Annotated in this window: 7 protein-coding genes; 6 read left to right on the top strand and 1 reads right to left on the bottom strand. The window is 74.2% G+C overall.

The genetic code is table 11. The features are described 5' to 3' along the window. Positions 1–37: 37 nt before the first annotated feature. The gene (locus FHS29_RS23905) at positions 38–2,179 is read right to left on the bottom strand and encodes a non-ribosomal peptide synthetase (protein WP_184694022.1); all 2,142 of its coding nucleotides are present in this window, start codon (positions 2,177–2,179) and stop codon (positions 38–40) included. 187 nt (positions 2,180–2,366) lie between these two features. Between FHS29_RS23905 and FHS29_RS23900 the strand changes: the two genes are divergently transcribed. From FHS29_RS23900 to FHS29_RS23875, 6 genes are read left to right on the top strand one after another with little or no spacing between them, the layout of a single operon-like run. Continuing rightward, entirely contained in the window at positions 2,367–3,422 is a 1,056-nt protein-coding gene (locus FHS29_RS23900; RefSeq protein ID WP_184694020.1) for a potassium transporter TrkA, read from the top strand. Continuing rightward, positions 3,422–4,810: a DUF6002 family protein gene (locus tag FHS29_RS23895; RefSeq protein WP_184694018.1), complete on the top strand. Its 1,389-nt coding sequence runs from the start codon at positions 3,422–3,424 to the stop codon at positions 4,808–4,810. The genes FHS29_RS23900 and FHS29_RS23895 overlap by 1 nt, the downstream gene beginning before the upstream one ends. Positions 4,811–4,832: 22 nt before the next feature. Further along, positions 4,833–6,548 (top strand): beta-ketoacyl synthase N-terminal-like domain-containing protein, encoded by a 1,716-nt coding sequence (locus tag FHS29_RS38235; RefSeq protein ID WP_184694015.1) that lies wholly within the window; start codon positions 4,833–4,835, stop codon positions 6,546–6,548. Between the two features lie 11 nt (positions 6,549–6,559). Next, positions 6,560–8,857: a lantibiotic dehydratase gene (locus FHS29_RS23885; RefSeq protein ID WP_221456498.1), complete on the top strand. Its 2,298-nt coding sequence runs from the start codon at positions 6,560–6,562 to the stop codon at positions 8,855–8,857. Beyond that, on the top strand, positions 8,854–12,360 hold the full coding sequence (locus FHS29_RS23880) for a non-ribosomal peptide synthetase (protein WP_184694013.1): 3,507 nt from the start codon (positions 8,854–8,856) through the stop codon (positions 12,358–12,360). Before FHS29_RS23885 ends, FHS29_RS23880 begins: the two co-directional genes overlap by 4 nt. Continuing rightward, on the top strand, positions 12,357–17,642 hold the full coding sequence (locus FHS29_RS23875) for a type I polyketide synthase (protein ID WP_184694011.1): 5,286 nt from the start codon (positions 12,357–12,359) through the stop codon (positions 17,640–17,642). The genes FHS29_RS23880 and FHS29_RS23875 overlap by 4 nt, the downstream gene beginning before the upstream one ends. The last annotated feature ends 6 nt before the right edge of the window (positions 17,643–17,648 follow it).

Genomic DNA, 17,648 nt, shown 5'->3' with positions numbered 1-17,648 from the left:
GTGCCGGTCGCTGATCAGCCCGGGGCGGTCGACCCGCTCAACGGCGCTTGCCGCGTTGGGCGCGGTTGAGCTGCCGGCGGGCCATCCGGTCGGTGATCGGGGCGGTGGAGTCGGGGGTGGTCCCGGTGCGCAGGTACTCGGCCAGTTCGGCGACGGTGGGGTGGGCGTACAGGGCGGTCAGCGGGAAGGCCCGGTCGAGGCTCTCGACCAGTCGGTGGTGCGCGGTCGCGACCAGCAGCGAGTGTCCGCCGAGGTCGAAGAAGCGGTCGTCCGGGCCGATGTCGCCGCGCCCGAGCACGTCGGCCCAGACCGACGCGATCCGGCCTTCGAGACCGCCACCGGCCGGCGCGGCGGCGGGGCCGGGGCCGGGGGAGTGCGTCGGGTGGCGCTCCAGCAGCGCCCTGGCGTCGACCTTGCCGGTAGGGGTGAGCGGCAGGTCCGGGACGACGTCCACAGTGGTGGGCACCAGGTATTCGGGCAGCAGGCCCGCCACGGCCGAGCGCACCTCGTCGGGCCGCAACTCGTCGCGGCCCCCGTTGGTGACGAACGCGCGCAGCAGCTGTTCGCCGTCCCGGCGGTCGGCGACGACGACGGCCCGTGCCACGCCCGGCACCCGGCCCAACGCCACCTCGACCTCGCCGGGTTCGACCCGGTAGCCGCGCACCTTGACCTGCCGGTCGCGTCGCCCCAGGTACACCAGTCTGCCGTCAGGCAGCCGGCGGGCGAGGTCGCCCGTGCGGTAGCGGCGGACGCCCGCGTGGTCGGTGTCGAACCGCGACCGCGCCTCGTCCGGGTCGTTCCAGTAGGACCCGAGGTAGTCGCTGCTGATCATGATCTCGCCCGCGACGGCGGACGGCGTGCCGTCCGGGGCGACCAGGCTGATCCGCGCCCCGTGCAGCGGTCGCCCGATGGGCAGCACCCCGCGGTCCTCGGTGGTCTCGGCGTCCAACGGCAGGTGGTCCTGCACCGCGAAGCTGATCTCGGTCGCGCCGTAGCCGTTGACGAGCACGCCGTGCGGTGGCAGGTGTTCGCGGCAGCGGTCGAGATCGGCGTGGGTGACCGGTTCACCGCCGAGCACGACCACGCGCAGTCCGGGCAGCACCGAGCCGGCCAGGCAGTCGGTGAGGTACCGGAACACGGTCGGCGTGGAGTGGTAGATCGTCACCCCGTGGCCGCGCAGCGCGTCGGCGAGTCCGACCAACCCGAGCGCACGGACGTCCACCGGTACGCAACACGCGCCGGTCAGCACCGCGGAGTACATGTCGGTGACGGCCATGTCGAAGCTGAACGACGAGACCACGCTGATCCGGTCGTCCGGCATGATCCGCAGGTTGGCCTGGTGCAGCCGAACCTGGTGCAGCACGTTGCGGTGGGTCTGCGCGACGCCCTTGGGCACGCCGGTGGAACCGCTGGTGTGCAGGATGTAGGCGGGCGCGTCCGGGGCGGGCGGCGGGCGGTCCGGGCGGCGCGCGGACGCCGGCGCGTCGGCGATGTCCAGCACCGGGGCGCCGTAACCGGCGGCGAGCGAGCGGTGCGCGGCGCTGGTCAGGATGAGCGACACCTGCGCCTGGGCGACCATCGCCGCCAGCCGGGGCGCCGGGTAGCGCGGGTCGAGCGGCACGTAGACCCCGCCCACGGTGAGCGTGGCCAGGATGGCGGCGACCGTGTCCGGGCCGTGGTCCAGCAGCAGGCCGACCCGGCTGCCGGGCTCGATGGCGTGCAACAGGCTCGCGTGGCGGGCCACTCGTTCGCCCAGTTCCCGATAGGTCAACGCGGTGCCGTTCCCGATCACCGCGGGTCGTTCGGGGGACCGGTCCACCTGCTCCCAGAACGCCTCCGGAATGGACCGGTCGACGCCCGCCGCGGGCGGTGGTGCGGGCGGTGCCAACCGTTCCGCGGCGGGCTCGGGCAGCGGATCCGCGTCCGGGTCGGCGCGCAGCCGGTCGAGCGCGGTGAGGAGGTCCTCGTCCATGCAGCGGGCGAACGGCTCCGGCACGTCGACACCGTCGAACTCCAGCCGCGGCCGGCCGTCGACCGTGACCAGGCGTGCCTCGCGCGGGATGCCGGTGAGGTCGTCGGGGACACCCGCCGACGCGGCGGAGTCCAGCAGCCGCACGTCCGTCGAACCGCTGTAGCAGCGCAGCACGGCCAGCGCCGCCGCGACTTCCGTGGTCGTCATCGAGCCCCCAACTCCGTGCAACCGGACCGGAGCGTACCTGTGGACGACTGTGAATAAGAGACCTTTCAGGGCAGCGCGGCGGTATGTAGCATCCGTGAACACGCCATGAACCGGCCGGTGTTCGGGCCGGTCAGACGTGGCGCTGGGGCTCTGGGGAGAGCGCGACGCTGCTGGGGGGAGCGCGCCTGTGCACAGGATTGCCGTCATCGGCACCGGCGATTTGGCACGTGCCGTCTGCTACTCGTTGGCCGCGGTGGCGACCACGTCCGTCGAAGTGGTCGTGGTCGGTCGAAGCGCCGAGAAGACCGGGCAGCTCTGCTATATCGCCAGCGCCCGCGCGGCGGCCGTTGGACGTACCGGCGTCGCCTTCACACCGTTCGTCGGGGACGTGGAGCAGCCGGTGGCCGATGTGGACGGGGCGCTGGTGTGCGCGTCGAGCCAGTCACCGTGGGAACGGCTGACCGCGCCGTCGGCGTGGACCGCCCTCGTCGGCCGCGCCGGCTTCGGGATCACGCTGCCGTTCCAGGCCGAACTGGCGCTGCGGGTCGGCCGCGCGTTGCCCGAGCGGTCGTGGTTGGTCAACGGGTGCTTCCCGGACGCGGTCAACCCGCTGCTCGCCGCGCTCGGCGTGCCCGTGCTGTGCGGCGTCGGCAACATCGCGCTGCTGGCCGCCAGCGCGCAGGCCGCTCTCGGGCTCCCCGACCAGGCCCGGCTGCGGATGCTCGCCCACCACGTCCACCTGCACGAGCCGGCCGAGCGAGCCGAGGAGGTCCGCGCGTGGTGCGACGACGAGCCGATCAGCGCACCCGGCGACCTGCTCATCGCGCAGCGCCGCGCCGAACGCACCGAGCTGAACCAGATCGGCGGGTTCGCCGCGGCCGTGCTGCTGGACGCGGTGCTGTCCGGGACGCCGATCGAGACGAACCTGCCCGGCCCGCTCGGTCTTCCCGGCGGCTACCCGGTGCGCGTTTCCGGTCCGGCAATCGAACTGCGGCTGCCCGCCGGGGTGAGCCGGGCCGACGCCATCGCGTTCAACCAACGGGCCGCGGCGGCCGACGGGGTCGTGGTCGACGGCGACCGCGTGGTCTTCGGTCCGGCGCTCGCCGAATTCCTGCCCGAAGCCGCCGAAGGGTTCGACATCGGCGACCTGGACGGGGTCACCGCCCGACTGTACGCATTGCGCGACCGATTGCGCGGCGAACCGCCTGCGCAGCAACGGGGTGGAGTGGAGATGCCGGTCTGATGCCGAATTCCGCGACGACGGCGCCCGCGCCGAGTGGTACCGCGAACCTGTTGGCCGACTTCTACGACCTCCTGCCGCGAGCGATCGAACGGTGCGTGCCCGACCTGGGCCCGGCCGTCGCCGACCCGGCCGCTTTCTCGCCCGGCTACGCATTACCCGAACTCGACGGAGGAGTCCGGGAGTTCCTGTCCGTGGCGACCGCCCGCTGGCAGCCGTTCGGCGAGTACGGCGGTCACCGGCTGACCCTGCTCGACCTGACCGGCAACCCCGGCACCGGCACCACCAAGACGTTCGCGTCGCTGCTCATCGTGGCCAGGGCGGTCGAGTACATCCGCCGCACCGGCGAACCCATCGTGATCTTCTCCCCGACGTCGGCGAACAAGGGCGTGGCGCTGCGCGACGCCGTGCTGCGGGCGGTCGACGCCGGACTGGTCGAGCCGGAGCAGTTGCGGGTGGTCGTGCTCGCGCCGGAGTCGTGCCGGCAGAAGCTGCGCGCCGGCCGGCTGTCCGACGACGACCACCTGCGGGCGCTCAACCCGGTGCTGCTCTACGGAGGTCCGAACGCGGAAGGCGTCAAGCCGCTGGGCCGGGAGTTCGTCGACCGGCACGCCGCGGCCCTGCGCCGGGACGGCGTGAACCTCTGGTTCACCCTCCAATTGGGCAACTACCTGACCGCCGACGTGGCCCGGGCGTTCTTCGAGCAGCGGGTCGACCCGACCGACGCGGACGGCGCGGCGCCCCGGCTGCACGCGCACGCGGTGTCGAGCGCGTTCGGCCTGCTCGGCTACCACCAGGGCCGGGCGGTGCTGGAGGACCTGGGGCTGGCGGACCGGGCGACGCGGCCCGCGAGCCTGCTCGTGCAGCACCTCGGCACGCCCGACATGGTGGTCAACCTGCGGCACGGCGACTTCGACCAGGCCCGCCGGCCGGACTACCGGTTCGACGCGACCACCGGGCTGTACCGGCAGTCGGCCGACGTGCGGTTCCCGGAGGTCACCTACGACCCGCACGAGGTGCTCGACCCGACCTTCTACACCCACCACCCGGCCACCTCGCCCGCGATGAACGACCTGATCGCCACCTTCGGCGGTGACGGCGTCGTGGTGTCGCTGGCCGAGTGCGTCGCCCGGTACCCCGCGCTGCGCGCGTTGCTGGGCGACGGCGCCGGCGGGCTGCCCGCCGACCTGCGCACGCTGCGCGAGTGGTCGCTGGTGATGGCGCTGACCGGCGTGTGCAACGCGATCGACCGGGGCCTGGTGGAGGAGGGGCGCGACGTCGTGGTGCACGGCTCGGGCTGCTACTCGACGGCCGACTACGAGGTGCTGGGCGCCGAGGCGCTCACGCCGGTGCGCACCGTGGAGGACATCGCACGCGCCGTGTCCGGCTGAGTCGACGGGTTGGGGGAAGAGCGTGGAGTACACCGGCGACGAGATCGCCGTCGTGGGGTTGGCCGGGAGGTTCCCGGCGGCTCCCGACGTGCCGACGCTGTGGCGCAACCTGCTCGACGGGGTCGACGCCGTGCACGACCACACCGTCGAGGAGTTGCGGTCGCTCGGCGTCGGCGAGTCGCTGATCGCCGACCCGACCCACGTGCGCGGGCACGGCAGGCTGGCGGGCGTCGCCGACTTCGACGCCGACTTCTTCGACGTGCCCGAGGCGGAGGCGCGGGCCATGGACCCCCAGCAGCGGCTGTTCCTTGAGCAGTCGTGGGTGGCGTTGCAGGACGCGGCCGTGGACCCCACCGACGGCGAGCGCGCGGTCGGCGTGTTCGCGGGTGCGTCCGCGAACCGGTACTTCCTCTTCCGGCTGCTCGCGCGGCAGGCGGGGGAGGACCGGCACGCGGAGGAGGACTGGGAGGAGCGGCTCGCGTCGCGCTGGGCACCGGACTACCTGCCCACCCAGGTCGCCTACCGGCTGGGCCTGACCGGACCGGCGATCGCCGTGCAGACGGCGTGTTCCAGTTCGCTGGTCGCCGTGTGCACCGCCGCGCAGAGCCTGCTGGACTTCCGCTGCGACGTGGCGTTGGCCGGCGGGGTGAGCGTCACCGAGCCGCGGTTCCGGCACACCCCCGGCGGACTGGTGTCGCCCGACGGGCGGTGCCGTGCGTTCGACGCGGCCGGGCAGGGCAGCGGTTACGGCAGCGGTGTCGCCGTGGTGGTGCTGGAACGGCTCGCGGACGCGTTGGAGCGCGGTGCGCAGGTGCACGCGGTGCTGCGCGGCTGGGCGGTGAACAACGACGGGTCGGCGCGCGCCGGGTTCGCCGTGCCGGGGCTGGACGGGCAGGTCGCCGTGGTGACCGAGGCGATGGCCAGCACTTCCGTGACGGGCGCCGACATCGGCTACGTCGAGGCGCACGGCAGCGGCACGCTGGTCGGCGACGCGATCGAGGTGGCCTCGCTGACGCAGGCGTTCGGGGAGGCCGCGGGTTCCTGCGCGCTCGGCTCGGTGAAGACGAACCTCGGCAACCTGGACGCCGCCGCGGGCGCCGCGGGGCTGATCAAGGCGGTGCTCGCGGTCAAGCACGCGACCATCCCCGCCAACCTGCACCACGACGTGCCGAACCCGGAGATCGACTTCGCGGGAGGGCCGTTCTTCGTGCCGGTCAAGACGACCGAGTGGACCCGGTCGGACCGCCTGGCCGGGGTCAGCTCGTTCGGCCTCGGCGGGACGAACGCACACGTGATCGTCGAGCAACCCCCGGTGGAGGACCCCCGGGAGGACCCGGTGGGTCCGCGGGTGCTGGTGGTCTCGGCGCGCACGCCGGACGCGTTGCGGTCGCTCGCCGCCCGGCTCGGCGCCCACCTGGCGGCCGAACCCGGGTTGCGGCTGGACGACGTCGCCCACACGTTGGCGAGCAGGCAGCGGTACGCCTGCCGGGTCTCGACGGCGTGCGGCGACATCACCTCGGCGATCGCGTGGCTCGACCGGGTTGCCGCCGGTGGGGGCAGTGCCGGTGAGGACAGTGCCGGTGAGGGCAGCGCCGGCAGGGACGCAGCCGTCGTGGACCGCCCCGACGTGGACGGCCCCGACGCGGACGTCGACCGGACGCTCAGGAGTGGCCGCGTGGTGTCGCTGCCGCACCACCCGTTGCAGCCGCGCCGGCACTGGATCGAGGTGTCGTCCTGAACGGGCATCTGGTGCCGCTGGGCACGACGGGCTGGTCGGTGTGGCGGGACGCCGTGCTGCGCAGCACGGGGTTCCCGATCGACGGGCTCGACCGGTTGGCCGCGCCGGAGGCCGCCGCTGCCGCCGACGCGTTCCTGGCCGGAGAGGCGGCCGAGCCGCTGTTCGACGCGGAGTTCGAGCGCGCGCTGGCCGCCGGCAGCGCGGTGTGCCGGGACCTCGCGGCCGACCCGCTGCTGCGGGAGGCGGTCACCTGGCAGAGCACCGCCGCGCTCAGCGCGCTGGACGGGCTGCTGCGCGCCGATCCCGACGAGCCGCGGCGCAACAAGCGGCGGGAGCGGGAACGCCTGGTCACCCGGTACTGGCAGCGGTACTGCGCGAAGAACGAGACCATCGGGTTCTTCGGCCCCGCCGCGTGGGCGACCGTCGACCCGCGGGCGGCGTCGATCACCACGCGCGTCGGCGACCGCCTGGTGCGCGACCGCGCGGTGCACTTCGAGCACTGGGCGCTGACCGCCTTCGCGCACCGGCTGGCCGAGGACCCGCAGGTCCGCCGCTGGCTGCCGCCCGCGCGGCAGCCGCACCTGACCCTGGACGAGGCGGGCCGGCGCGTGCTCCGGCCCGTGCAGCCCCCGATCCCGGTGTCCCCGGCCGACCTGGCGGCGCTGGTCCGCTGCGACGGTCGGGGCCCGGCGGCGACGGTGATCGCGGACCTGGTCGCCGCCGGCGTGGTCCGCACCGGGGACGACGGCCACCTGCTGCTGGAACGGCTGGCCGAGCGGGGGTTGCTGAGCTGGCGCGGCGACCTGCCGCAGGGGCCGGAGGCCGAATCCGTGCTGCGCGAGCTGGTGGCCGGCATCGGCGATCCGGTGCTCCGGGCGCGGGTCACCGGTGAGCTGGACCGGCTGACCGCCGCCCGCGACGAGGTGGCCGCCGCCGCCGGGGACGCCGATCGGCTCGGGACGGCGCTGGCCGGGCTCGCCGCGGAGTTCACCGCCGTCACCGGCCGACCCGCGCAGCGCAAGGCGGGACAGACCTACGCCGGGCGCGGCCTGTGCTTCGAGGAGGCGGTCCGCGACGTCGACGTGGTCGTGGGCGGGCGGTTGCTGGCCGACCTCGCCGAGCCGATGGCGCTGCTGCTGGGCGCCGCGCGCTGGCTGACCGCGGAACTGGCGGACGCCTACGGCACCGCGTTGCGCGAGCTGTACGAAGACCTCGCCGCCGAGACGGACGAGGTGCGGCTGGCCGATCTCTGGTACCTCGCCCAAGGCCCGTTGTTCGGCACCGGCGAACGACCCGTGGACGCGGTGGCGCGGGAGTTCGGCGCGCGCTGGGCGAAGCTCTTCGGGCTGGACGGCGAGCCCGCCGGCGGCCCGTCGACCACCGGTCCGCTGCACTTCACGTCCGCCGAACTCGCCTCGGCCGCCGCGGCGGCGTTCCCGGCCGACCGCCCCGGTTGGTCGGCGGGCCGGTTGCACAGCCCGGACCTCCAGATCTGCGCGCCGGACGTGGACGCGGTCAACCGCGGCGACTACCTGGCGGTGCTGGGCGAACTGCACACCGCGTGGCCGACGTTCGACTGCGCCGTGTTCACCCGCTGGCACCCGGACCGCGACGCGCTGCGCCGCGCGATGGCCGCCGACCTCGGCGAGCACCGGATCCGCCCGCTCTACTCGACCGACTGGCCGCGCTACTCCGGTCGCGTCGCCCACACGCTGGACGGCCCGACCGACCGCCAACTCGGGGTCGTCCCCGCGCCGGGCGCCGACCCGGACCGGCTGCTGCCCGCCACGTCCGTCGTGGTGACGCCGGACCTGGTCGCCCACGCGCCGGACGGCCGCGGCCGGCCGTTGCTGGAGATGTTCTCGGCCCTGCTCGCGATCCACGCCGTGGACGGGTTCAAGCTCGTCCACGGCCGGCCGCACACACCTCGCATCACGGTCGACAAGCTGGTCGTGGCGAGGGAGACCTGGCGCACCACCGTCGCGGAGACCGGTCTCGCGGACGTCGCCGGCGAGCGCGCCAAGTACCTGGCGGTCCGCCGCTGGCGGCGCGCGCTCGGTCTCCCGGACCGGATCTTCGTCAAGCTGGGCACCGAGATCAAACCGGTCTTCGTGGACCTGACCAGCCCGCTGCACGCCGCTTCGCTGTGCGGCATGGTGAGCGGCTCCGCGCGGGTCGACCGGGCGGCGGCGGTGACGATCTCCGAGGTGCTGCCGGACGTCGGCGGGCACTGGCTGGTCGACGCGCAGGGCCGCCGGTACTCCAGTGAACTGCGGTTGCAGATCGTCGACCCGGAGGCCGCCCGATGACCGCCCACCCGGACGCCACCGTCCCCGACCTCATCCTGGCCCAGGCCCGCCGCACCCCCGACGCGGAGGCGGTGCGGCAGTGGGACGAGTCGTTGACCTACCGGGAGCTGGTCGGTCGTGCGGGCACGCTCGCCGCCGCGCTGCACGACGTGGGCGTCGGTCGCGGCGCGCTGGTCGGCGTGTGCGTGGACCGGCGGCCGTCGCTGGTCGTCGCGGTGCTCGGGGTGCTGATGTCCGGCGCCGGCTACGTGCCGCTGGAACCGGCCCTGCCCCGCCGGAGGCTGGCCGACATCGCCGCGGACGCGGGCATCGGGGCGTTGGTGGTCGACGGCTCCGAGCGCCCGCTGACCGCGTACCCGCTGGTTCCGGTGCCGGAGGCGGTGTCCGCCGCGACGCCGGAGAACCCGGCGGGACCGGACGATGTCGCCCACGTGATCTACACGTCCGGCTCGACCGGCAAGCCGAAGGGCGTGTTGACCACGCACCGCAACGTGGTCGCGTTCGCGACCGGCTCCGCGAGGTACGCCGGTGTCGACGCCGGCACCCGAATGTCGGGCTTGTCCTCGTACGCGTTCGACGCGTTCACCTTCGACGTGTTCGCCCCGCTGATGGTCGGCGGGTCCGTGCAGCTGGCCGGGTTCGAGGACCGCGCGGACCCGGCGAGGCTGCAACGGTTCCTGCGCGAGCACCGCGTCACCTGGATGGTGCTCACCCCCGTGGTGCTGCGACTGCTCGACCCGGACCTGCCCGACCTGCGCACCGTCGCCGTCGGCGGTGACGTGGTCGAACCCGGGCTGGTCGAGCGGTGGTCCGGGCCGGGCAGGCGGTTCTGGCACATCTACGGCCCGACCGAGACCACGGTGGTGGTGCTCGCCAACCTGCTGACCGGGCGGTGGACCGAGCCGCTGCCGCTTGGCGCGCCGCTGCCCGGCCACCGGCTGCACGTCGTGGACGAGCGGCTGGAGCCGGTGCCGCCGGGGACGGCGGGTGAGCTGCTGATCGGTGGCGTCGGCGTGGCCCGGGGCTACCTCGGCCGGCCGGGCCTGACCGCCGACCGGTTCGTGCCCGACCCGTTCTCCGGCGCGCCCGGCGCCCGGCTCTACCGCACCGGGGACGTGGTGCGGGAGCGGCCGGACGGCCGGCTGGACTTCCTCGGCCGGCGCGACCGCCAGGTCAAGGTCCGCGGTCAGCGCATCGAACTCGCCGAGGTGGAAGCGGTGCTGCGGGACCACCCCGCGGTCGGGACGGTCGCGGTGGAGGCCGTGCCGGGGCCGTCCGGCCTGGAGCTGGTGGCCTTCGTGGACGGAGCGGAACCGCCGTCGCAGCAGGAGCTCCGGGACCACTGCGCGCAACGGCTCACCGCCGCGATGGTGCCGAGCCGGGTCTTCCTCTTCGACGAGCTGCCGGTCGGCCCGGCGACGGGCAAGGTGGACCGCGCCCTGCTCCGCGAGCGGGCGGTGGCCGCCTTGGCCGCGACCCCGGACCCGGCCGTGCCCGCCGATCCGCTCGCGGCGATCTGGCTGCGCGTCCTCGGCGTCGTGCCGAACGACGACCAGGACTTCTTCGCGTCGGGCGGGCATTCGATCGCGGTGATGCGGTTCGTCGCCGCCGTCCGCGCGGAGCTGGGCAAGGACCTCGGCGTCGGCGACGTGTTCGAGCGCCGCACGTTCTCGGGCATCGCCGAACGGGTCGAGCAGGTCGCGAAGCTGCCCGACACGGCGGCGCCGTCCACCGGCAACCCGCCGACGCTGTCGCCGTCGCAACGGCGGATGTGGTTCCTCGACCAGCTCGCGCCGGACAGCGCCGCCTACAACATCGCGTTCGCCGAACGGCTGCGCGGTCCGTTGGACGTCGTCGCGCTGCGCGGCGCGTTGCGGGCGGTCGCGGAGCGGCACGACGTGCTGCGCTGGCGGATCGAGGCCTCGGCGGGCGTGCCCGCCGCGGTGTGCGGACCACCGGCGGACATCCCGTTGCCGGTGGTCGTGGTGACCGACGACGAACTGCCCACCCGGCTCGCGGCCGAGGCGGCGACCCCGATCGACCTGGCCACCGGCCCGGTGTGGCGGGTGACGCTGTACCGGCTGGGCCCGGACGACCACGTGCTCGGCATCGTGCTGCACCACGCCGTCGCGGACGGCTGGTCGCAGTCGGTCCTCTACCGCGACCTGGCCGCCGCCTACTCGGGTTCCGTCCACTCCGGAACCGTCCACTCCGAACCCGCGCGTTCCGAACCTGCGCACTCCGGAACCGTCCACTCCGGAGCCGCCCACGCGGGTTCGGCGCTGCCACCGCTGTCCGTGCGGTACGCCGACTACGCGGTGTGGCGGGCGGACCGCGACGAGCGCGACGGCGACGCCGACCTCGCCTGGTGGGTCGACCACCTGGCGGGCGCACCCACGGTCCTCGACCTCCCGCGCGACCGCCCGCGCCCGCCGTTGCAGACCTACTCGGGCCGCAGCGCCACGACGACGTTCCCGCCGGCGCTGGACGACGCGGTCCGCGGGCTCGCCGCGACACAAGGCGCGACACCGTCACTGGTGCTGCTCGCCGCGTTCGGCCAGGTGCTGCGGCGGCTGACCGGCCGGCCGGACAACGTGGTGGGCGTGGTGGTCGCCGACCGCGCCGAGGCGGGCTTCGAAGACCTCGTCGGGTTCTTCGTCGACGTCGTGCCGGTGCGGCTGCGAGTCGACGACAGCGCCGACTTCCCCGCCGCCGTCCACGCGTGCCGGGAGGAGTTCCTCGGTGTCACGGCACATCCGGCCGCGCCGCTGGAACGGATCGTGGACAAGCTCGGCGTGCCGCGCGACCCGGCCAGGTCCGCACTGGTGCAGGTGCTGTTCAACGTCTTCAACTTCGCCGAACCCCGCCTCACCCTGCCCGGCGTGCGGACCGCACCCGTGCCGGTCGCGATGCCGGGTTCGCCGTTCGACCTGACCGTGTACCTGGTCGAACGGGACGGGCGGTTCGCGCTCGACGTGGTGTTCAACCCGGACCTGTACGACCTGGCCCGGATCGAGGCGCTGCTCGCCGACTACCTGCGGCTGCTCGGTGAGCTGATCGCCGCCGCCGGGCAGCCGGTGGCCGGTGTCGCGGTCGACTGCCCCGACACCACCAAGCCCCGGTTCGAGGACGTCGCGGGGACGCCGAAGGCGGTGGCGGACAGCGGCGGGGAACTGCGCACCGCGACCGAGATCGCCGTCGGCGCGGTCTGGCGCGAGGTGCTGCGGCTCGACGCGGTGGGACCGACCGACAACTTCTTCGACGTCGGCGGGCACTCGCTCGCCGTGGTGGCGGTCCAGGCCCGGCTGGCGGAGCTGTTCGACCGGGAGATCAAGGTGGTGGACCTGTTCCGGTACCCCAACATCCGCGCTCTGGCCGCGCACCTGGACGGCGCCGCGCAGAACGCGCAGCTGGCCCGGGCGGCGCAACGAGCCGCCGCCCGGAAGAGCCGGGCCCGACGCAGGCCCGCCGTCCGCACCTCCGAACAGGAGATCGACACATGACGCACGAGGAGTTCACCGAAGGCGTGGAGCCGATCGCGGTCATCGGCATGGCGGCGCGCGTGCCGGGAGCCGGCGACGTCGACCAGTTCTGGCGCAACCTGGTGGACGGGGTCGAGTCGATCACCTTCTACACCAGGGAGGAGCAGCTCGCGCTGGGCGTCACGGAGGAGGAGCTGGCAGACCCGAGCTGGGTGTCGGCCGCGCCGGTGATCGACGAGCTGGAGCACTTCGACGCCGAGCTGTTCGGGATGACGCCCCGCGAGGCGGAACTGGCCAACCCCCAGCACCGGCTGTTCCTGGAGACCTCGCACTCGGCGCTCGAGGACGCGGGGTACGACCCGGTGCGCTACCCCGGCGCGATCGGCGTCTACGCGGGCACCGGCGCGGACCACTACCAGTGGACGAACCTGTTCCGCAACGCGGAGCTGTGGCAGAAGGCCGCCGGGAACCTGGGCATCTCCAGTTCCAACTTCCCCGACTACGTCGCGACCCTGGTGTCCTACAAGCTGAACCTGCGCGGGCCGAGCCTCACCGTGCACACCGCCTGCTCGACGTCGTTGGTCGCCACGCACCTCGCGGTGGAGGCGCTGCGCAACGGCGAGTGCGACATGGCGCTGGCCGGCGGCGTGTGCGTCGAGCTGCCGCACGGCAAGGGCTACCAGGGCATGGAGGGCTACACCTCGCCCGACGGGCACTGCCGGCCGTTCGACGCCAGGGCCGACGGCACCCTGTGGGGCAGCGGCGTCGGCGTGGTCGTGCTCAAGCGGCTGTCCGACGCGATCGCCGACGGCGACCACGTGCGCGGCGTGGTGCTGGGCAACGCGATCAACAACGACGGCTCCGACAAGGTCGGGTTCTCCGCGCCCAGCGTGGAGGGCCAGGTCGAGTGCGTCGCGCAGGCGCTGGCCGTCGCGGACATCGACCCGCGCACGGTGGGGTACGTGGAGGCGCACGGCACCGGCACCGCTCTCGGCGACCCGATCGAGGTCGCCGCGCTGTCCACCGCGTACGCGCAAGGCACCGACGACCGGCAGTGGTGCGCACTCGGCTCGGTGAAGTCCAACCTCGGCCACCTCAGCCAGGCGGCGGGCGTGATCGGCCTGATCAAGACCGTGCTCGCGCTGGAACACCGGCTGATCCCGTCGACCATCAACTTCGAGTCGGTCAACCCGGCCATCGACCTGGAGAACAGCCCGTTCCACATCGCCACCACCTTGTCCAAGTGGGAGTCCGACGGGACGCCGAGGCGTGCCGCGGTGAGTTCGTTCGGCATCGGCGGCACCAACGCGCACCTGATCCTGGAGGAGGCCCCTGCACCGGAGGCGTCCGAGGAGGGGCGGGTCGCGAGCCCGGCGCACCTGCTCCAGGTGTCCGCGCACACCGAAGCCGCGCTGTCCGCCGCCGTGGGACGGTTGGCCGCGCACCTGGAGGACGACCCCGACCGCGACCTGGCCGACATCGCCTACACGCTTCGCGTGGGGCGCACCGCTCGGGCGCACCGCGCCGTCGTCGTGGCCTCCGACCCGCAGGCCGCCGTGAAGGCGCTGCGCAAGCCCGTCACCGGACACGTCGCGGGCCCCGCGCCGCGCGTGGCGTTCCTGTTCACCGGGCAGGGCGGCCAGTACGCGGGCATGGGCGCGGAACTGTACGAGGCCGAACCGGTGTTCCGCGCGGTGGTGGACGAGTGCGCCGCCATCCTGGAACCGGAGCTGGGACTGGACATCCGCACACTGATGTTCACCGCCGGGAACGACGACGCGCTGGGGCAGACGCGGTACACGCAGCCCGCGCTGTTCGTGCTGGAGTACGCCCTCGCCGCGTTGTGGCGCCACTGGGGCGTCGAACCGGCGGCGATGATCGGCCACTCCATCGGCGAGTACGTGGCGGCCACGCTCGCGGGTGTCTTCGAGCCGGCGGACGCGCTGCGGCTGGTGGCCGTGCGCGGCAGGCTGATGCAGTCGGTGCCGGAGGGATCCATGCTCTCCGTGTCGCTGGACGAGTCCGAGGTCGCCGACCGGTTGGCGGGCACCGGCTGCGCCATCGCGACCGTGAACGCGCCCGGTGCGTGCGTCGTCTCCGGCCCGACCGACGCGGTGGCCGCTCTCGCCGAGAGCTACGCGGAGCAAGAGGTCACGTGTCGGGTGCTGCGCACCTCGCACGCGTTCCACTCGCCGATGATGGACCCCATCCTGGAGGAGTTCGCCGCGGCCGTCGCGGCGGTGCCGCGCCGGGCACCGCGACTGCGGTTCCTGTCCAACGTCACCGGGCTGCCGATCACCGACGAGCAGGCGACCGACCCGGCGTACTGGGCGACGCACCTGCGGCAACCGGTCCGCTTCGGCGCCTGCGTGGCCGCGCTCCTGGCCGACGGCGGCGAGTGGGCACTGGTGGAGTGCGGACCCGGCAGGCAGCTGTCCGGACTGGCGCGCAGGCAACTGCCGCGCGAAGCGATGGCGCCGCTGCCCAGCCTGCCCGGTCCAGGCGAGCGGATCAGGGACGTGGCGACGCTGTACGCCGCGGTCGGTAGGCTCTGGGTGGCCGGCGTCGAGCCGGCCGAGTTCGGCGCACCCGGTCGGCGGGTGTCCCTGCCCACCTACCCCTACCAGCGCAAGCGGCACTGGGTGGACCCGGATCCCGACGGCGGGGTGGTGGTCACCGCGCCGCGCACCGGTCCGCTGCCGCTGGACGACTGGTTCGCGGTGCCGACGTGGCGACAGCTCCCGCCCTCGCCCCGGCCGGCGCCCGAGCCCGCGCAAGCCCTGGTGTTCGTCGGCGGGGAACGCGGAGCCGCGCTGGCCGGCGCACTGCGCGCGGACGGCGTGTCCGTCACCGTGGCCGCGCCGGGGGACGACGTCGCGACCGACGGCGTGAGCTGGATCGTGCACGCCGGGGCGCTGGACGCCGAGCCCGCGGGTACCGACGTCGACGCCGCGTGGCGGGTGCAGGAGACCGGCTTCTTCGCTGTGCTGCGGCTGGTGCAGGCGTTGGCCGGCCGGCACGAGGACGGCGACGTCCGGCTCGACGTGCTGACCACGGGCGCGCAAGACGTGCTCGGCCCCGACCTCACCCGCCCCGAGCAGGCCACGTCGATCGGCCTGGCGCGAGTGCTGCCGCTGGAGCTGCCCTGGCTGTCCGTGCGCCACGTCGACGTGACGGACCGGACCACGTCCGGGCAGCTGGCGGCCGAGCTGCGGTCCGCCGGTCCGTCCGTGGCGCTGCGGTCCGGTCGGCGGTGGGCGCTGGACTACGAGCAGGTGTCGCTGCCGGCCAACCCGGACGCGCTGCGCGAGCAGGGCCGCTACCTGGTCACCGGCGGGCTCGGCGGCATCGGGATCACGCTCGCCGAAGACCTCGCGGAGCGGTTCCGGGCACGCCTGGCGCTGGTGTCCAGGACCGGCCTGCCGCCACGCGCCGACTGGGACACCCACCTCGCCGTGCACGGCTCGACCGGGCGGGTCGGCCGGGCGATCGAGGCCGTCCGCCGGATGGAGCGGGCGGGCGCCACCGTGCTGGTCCTCGCCGCCGACGTCACCGATCCGGTCGCGCTGCGCCGGGTCCGCGACCGGGTGGTGGCGGAGCTGGGCGGGCTGGACGGGATCGTGCACGCCGCGGGCCTGGCCGGCGGCGGCATGACGGAGGTCAAGGACCACGCCGTGGCCGAGCGCGTGCTGGCGCCGAAGCTGGCCGGGACGCTCGCGTTGCGGCAGGCGTTCGGCGACCTGCCGCTGGACTTCGTCGCGCTGTGCTCCTCGGTCACCGGCATCGTGGGCGGCTTCGGCCAGGTGGACTACTGCGCCGCCAACGCCTTCCTGGACGCCTACGCCCGCAGCGACCACGGCTGGCCGTGCCGGGTGCTCTCGCTGAACTGGGGCGGGTGGCAGGAAGTCGGCATGGTGGTCGACGGCCTGGCCGGCGCCGCCACGCCCGAGGTCGCCGAGCCGGTGGACCACCCGTTGCTCGGCAGCCGCGGCGAGTCGGCGTGCTGGGGCGTCATCAGCCCGGAGTCCCAGTGGCTGCTGGACGAGCACCGGATCGCCGGTGTCGGCGTGGTACCCGGCACCGGGCACCTGGAGAACGCGCGGGCGACGGTCGCGCGGTGCGTGCCCGCGCCCGACGACGACGCCGTGGTCGAGCTGACGGACGTGGCGTTCCTGGAACCGCTGTCCGTGCCGGACGGGTCGGCCGCCGAGTACCGAGTGGGCCTCGACGGCACCGAGTTCACGGTCACCAGCCTGCGTGACGGCGTGCGCCGCGAACACGTGCGCGGCAGCGGTGGCTGGACGCGTCCGTCCACTGTGGACGCCCTGGATCTCGACGCCGTCAAGGCCCGGTGCGTGCGGGCCGCCGACGACGGGGACAACCCGTTCCGCACCGGCGGCCGGACCAGCATGCTCACGTTCGGTCCCCGCTGGGCGGCGCTGGGAGAGGTCCACGTCGGCGACGGCGAGGAGCTCGCCCTCATCGAGGCGCCCGCCGGGGCGCGGGCCGATCTGGACCGCTGGGTGCTGCACCCGTCGCTGCTGGACGTCGCGACCTCGTTCGGCAGCCGCGGCGAGGGTTCGTACCTGCCGCTGAGCTACGGCCGGGTGGAGGTGCGGGCTCCGCTGCCCGCGCGGTTCTACAGCCACCTGCGCTACACCGAGACCTCGGCCGAGGTGCTCACCGCCGACCTGACGCTGGTGGACGAGACCGGCACCCCGCTGGTGGTCGTCGGCGACTTCACGCTCCGGCGGGTCGACACCGACTCGGTGGCGCGCAACCTCGCCGGGCCCGCGCAAGAGCAAGTGCCCGTCGCGGAGCCGACCGCCGGACGCGGTATCCGGCCCGCCGACGGCGCGGAGGCGTTCCGCCGCGTGCTGGCCGCCGACCTGGGCCCGCAGGTCGTGATCAACACCGAGACCGTGGCCGAGCTGGTCGCCCGGATCGGCTCGACCACCACGGACACGATCGCCGCCGACGAGCCCGCCGCCGACCCGGTGGCGGGCACCGGAGCGGAGCCCGCCACCGAGCTGGAAGCGGTCCTGGCCCGGATCTGGGGCCGCACGATCGGCGTCGACCACGTCGGCGTGGACGACGACTTCTTCGAGCTGGGCGGCAACTCGCTGGTGGCGGTGCAGCTGATCGCGCAGATCCGCAAGGCGGTCGGCGTCCGGCTGCCGATGCGCAGCCTGTTCGACGCGCCGACGGTGGCCGGGCTCGCGGTCAAGGTCGAGCAGCTGCGGGCGGCGGAACCGGCCGAAGCGCCCGCCCGCACCATTCCGAAACTGCGGCGCAACGCCTGACGACGA

This window comes from Saccharothrix tamanrassetensis, assembly GCF_014203665.1.
In the GTDB taxonomy this organism is placed as follows: Bacteria; Actinomycetota; Actinomycetes; order Mycobacteriales; family Pseudonocardiaceae; genus Actinosynnema; species Actinosynnema tamanrassetense.
This window is presented reverse-complemented; position numbering and strand designations above follow the sequence as displayed.

Excerpts from the sequence above, each read along its gene's own strand:
- FHS29_RS23905 (WP_184694022.1), bottom strand. The coding sequence starts at position 2,179 with ATGACGACCACGGAAGTCGCGGCGGCGCTGGCCGTGCTGCGCTGCTAC.
- FHS29_RS23875 (WP_184694011.1), top strand. The coding sequence starts at position 12,357 with ATGACGCACGAGGAGTTCACCGAAGGCGTGGAGCCGATCGCGGTCATC.
- FHS29_RS23895 (WP_184694018.1), top strand. The coding sequence starts at position 3,422 with ATGCCGAATTCCGCGACGACGGCGCCCGCGCCGAGTGGTACCGCGAAC.
- FHS29_RS23880 (WP_184694013.1), top strand. The coding sequence starts at position 8,854 with ATGACCGCCCACCCGGACGCCACCGTCCCCGACCTCATCCTGGCCCAG.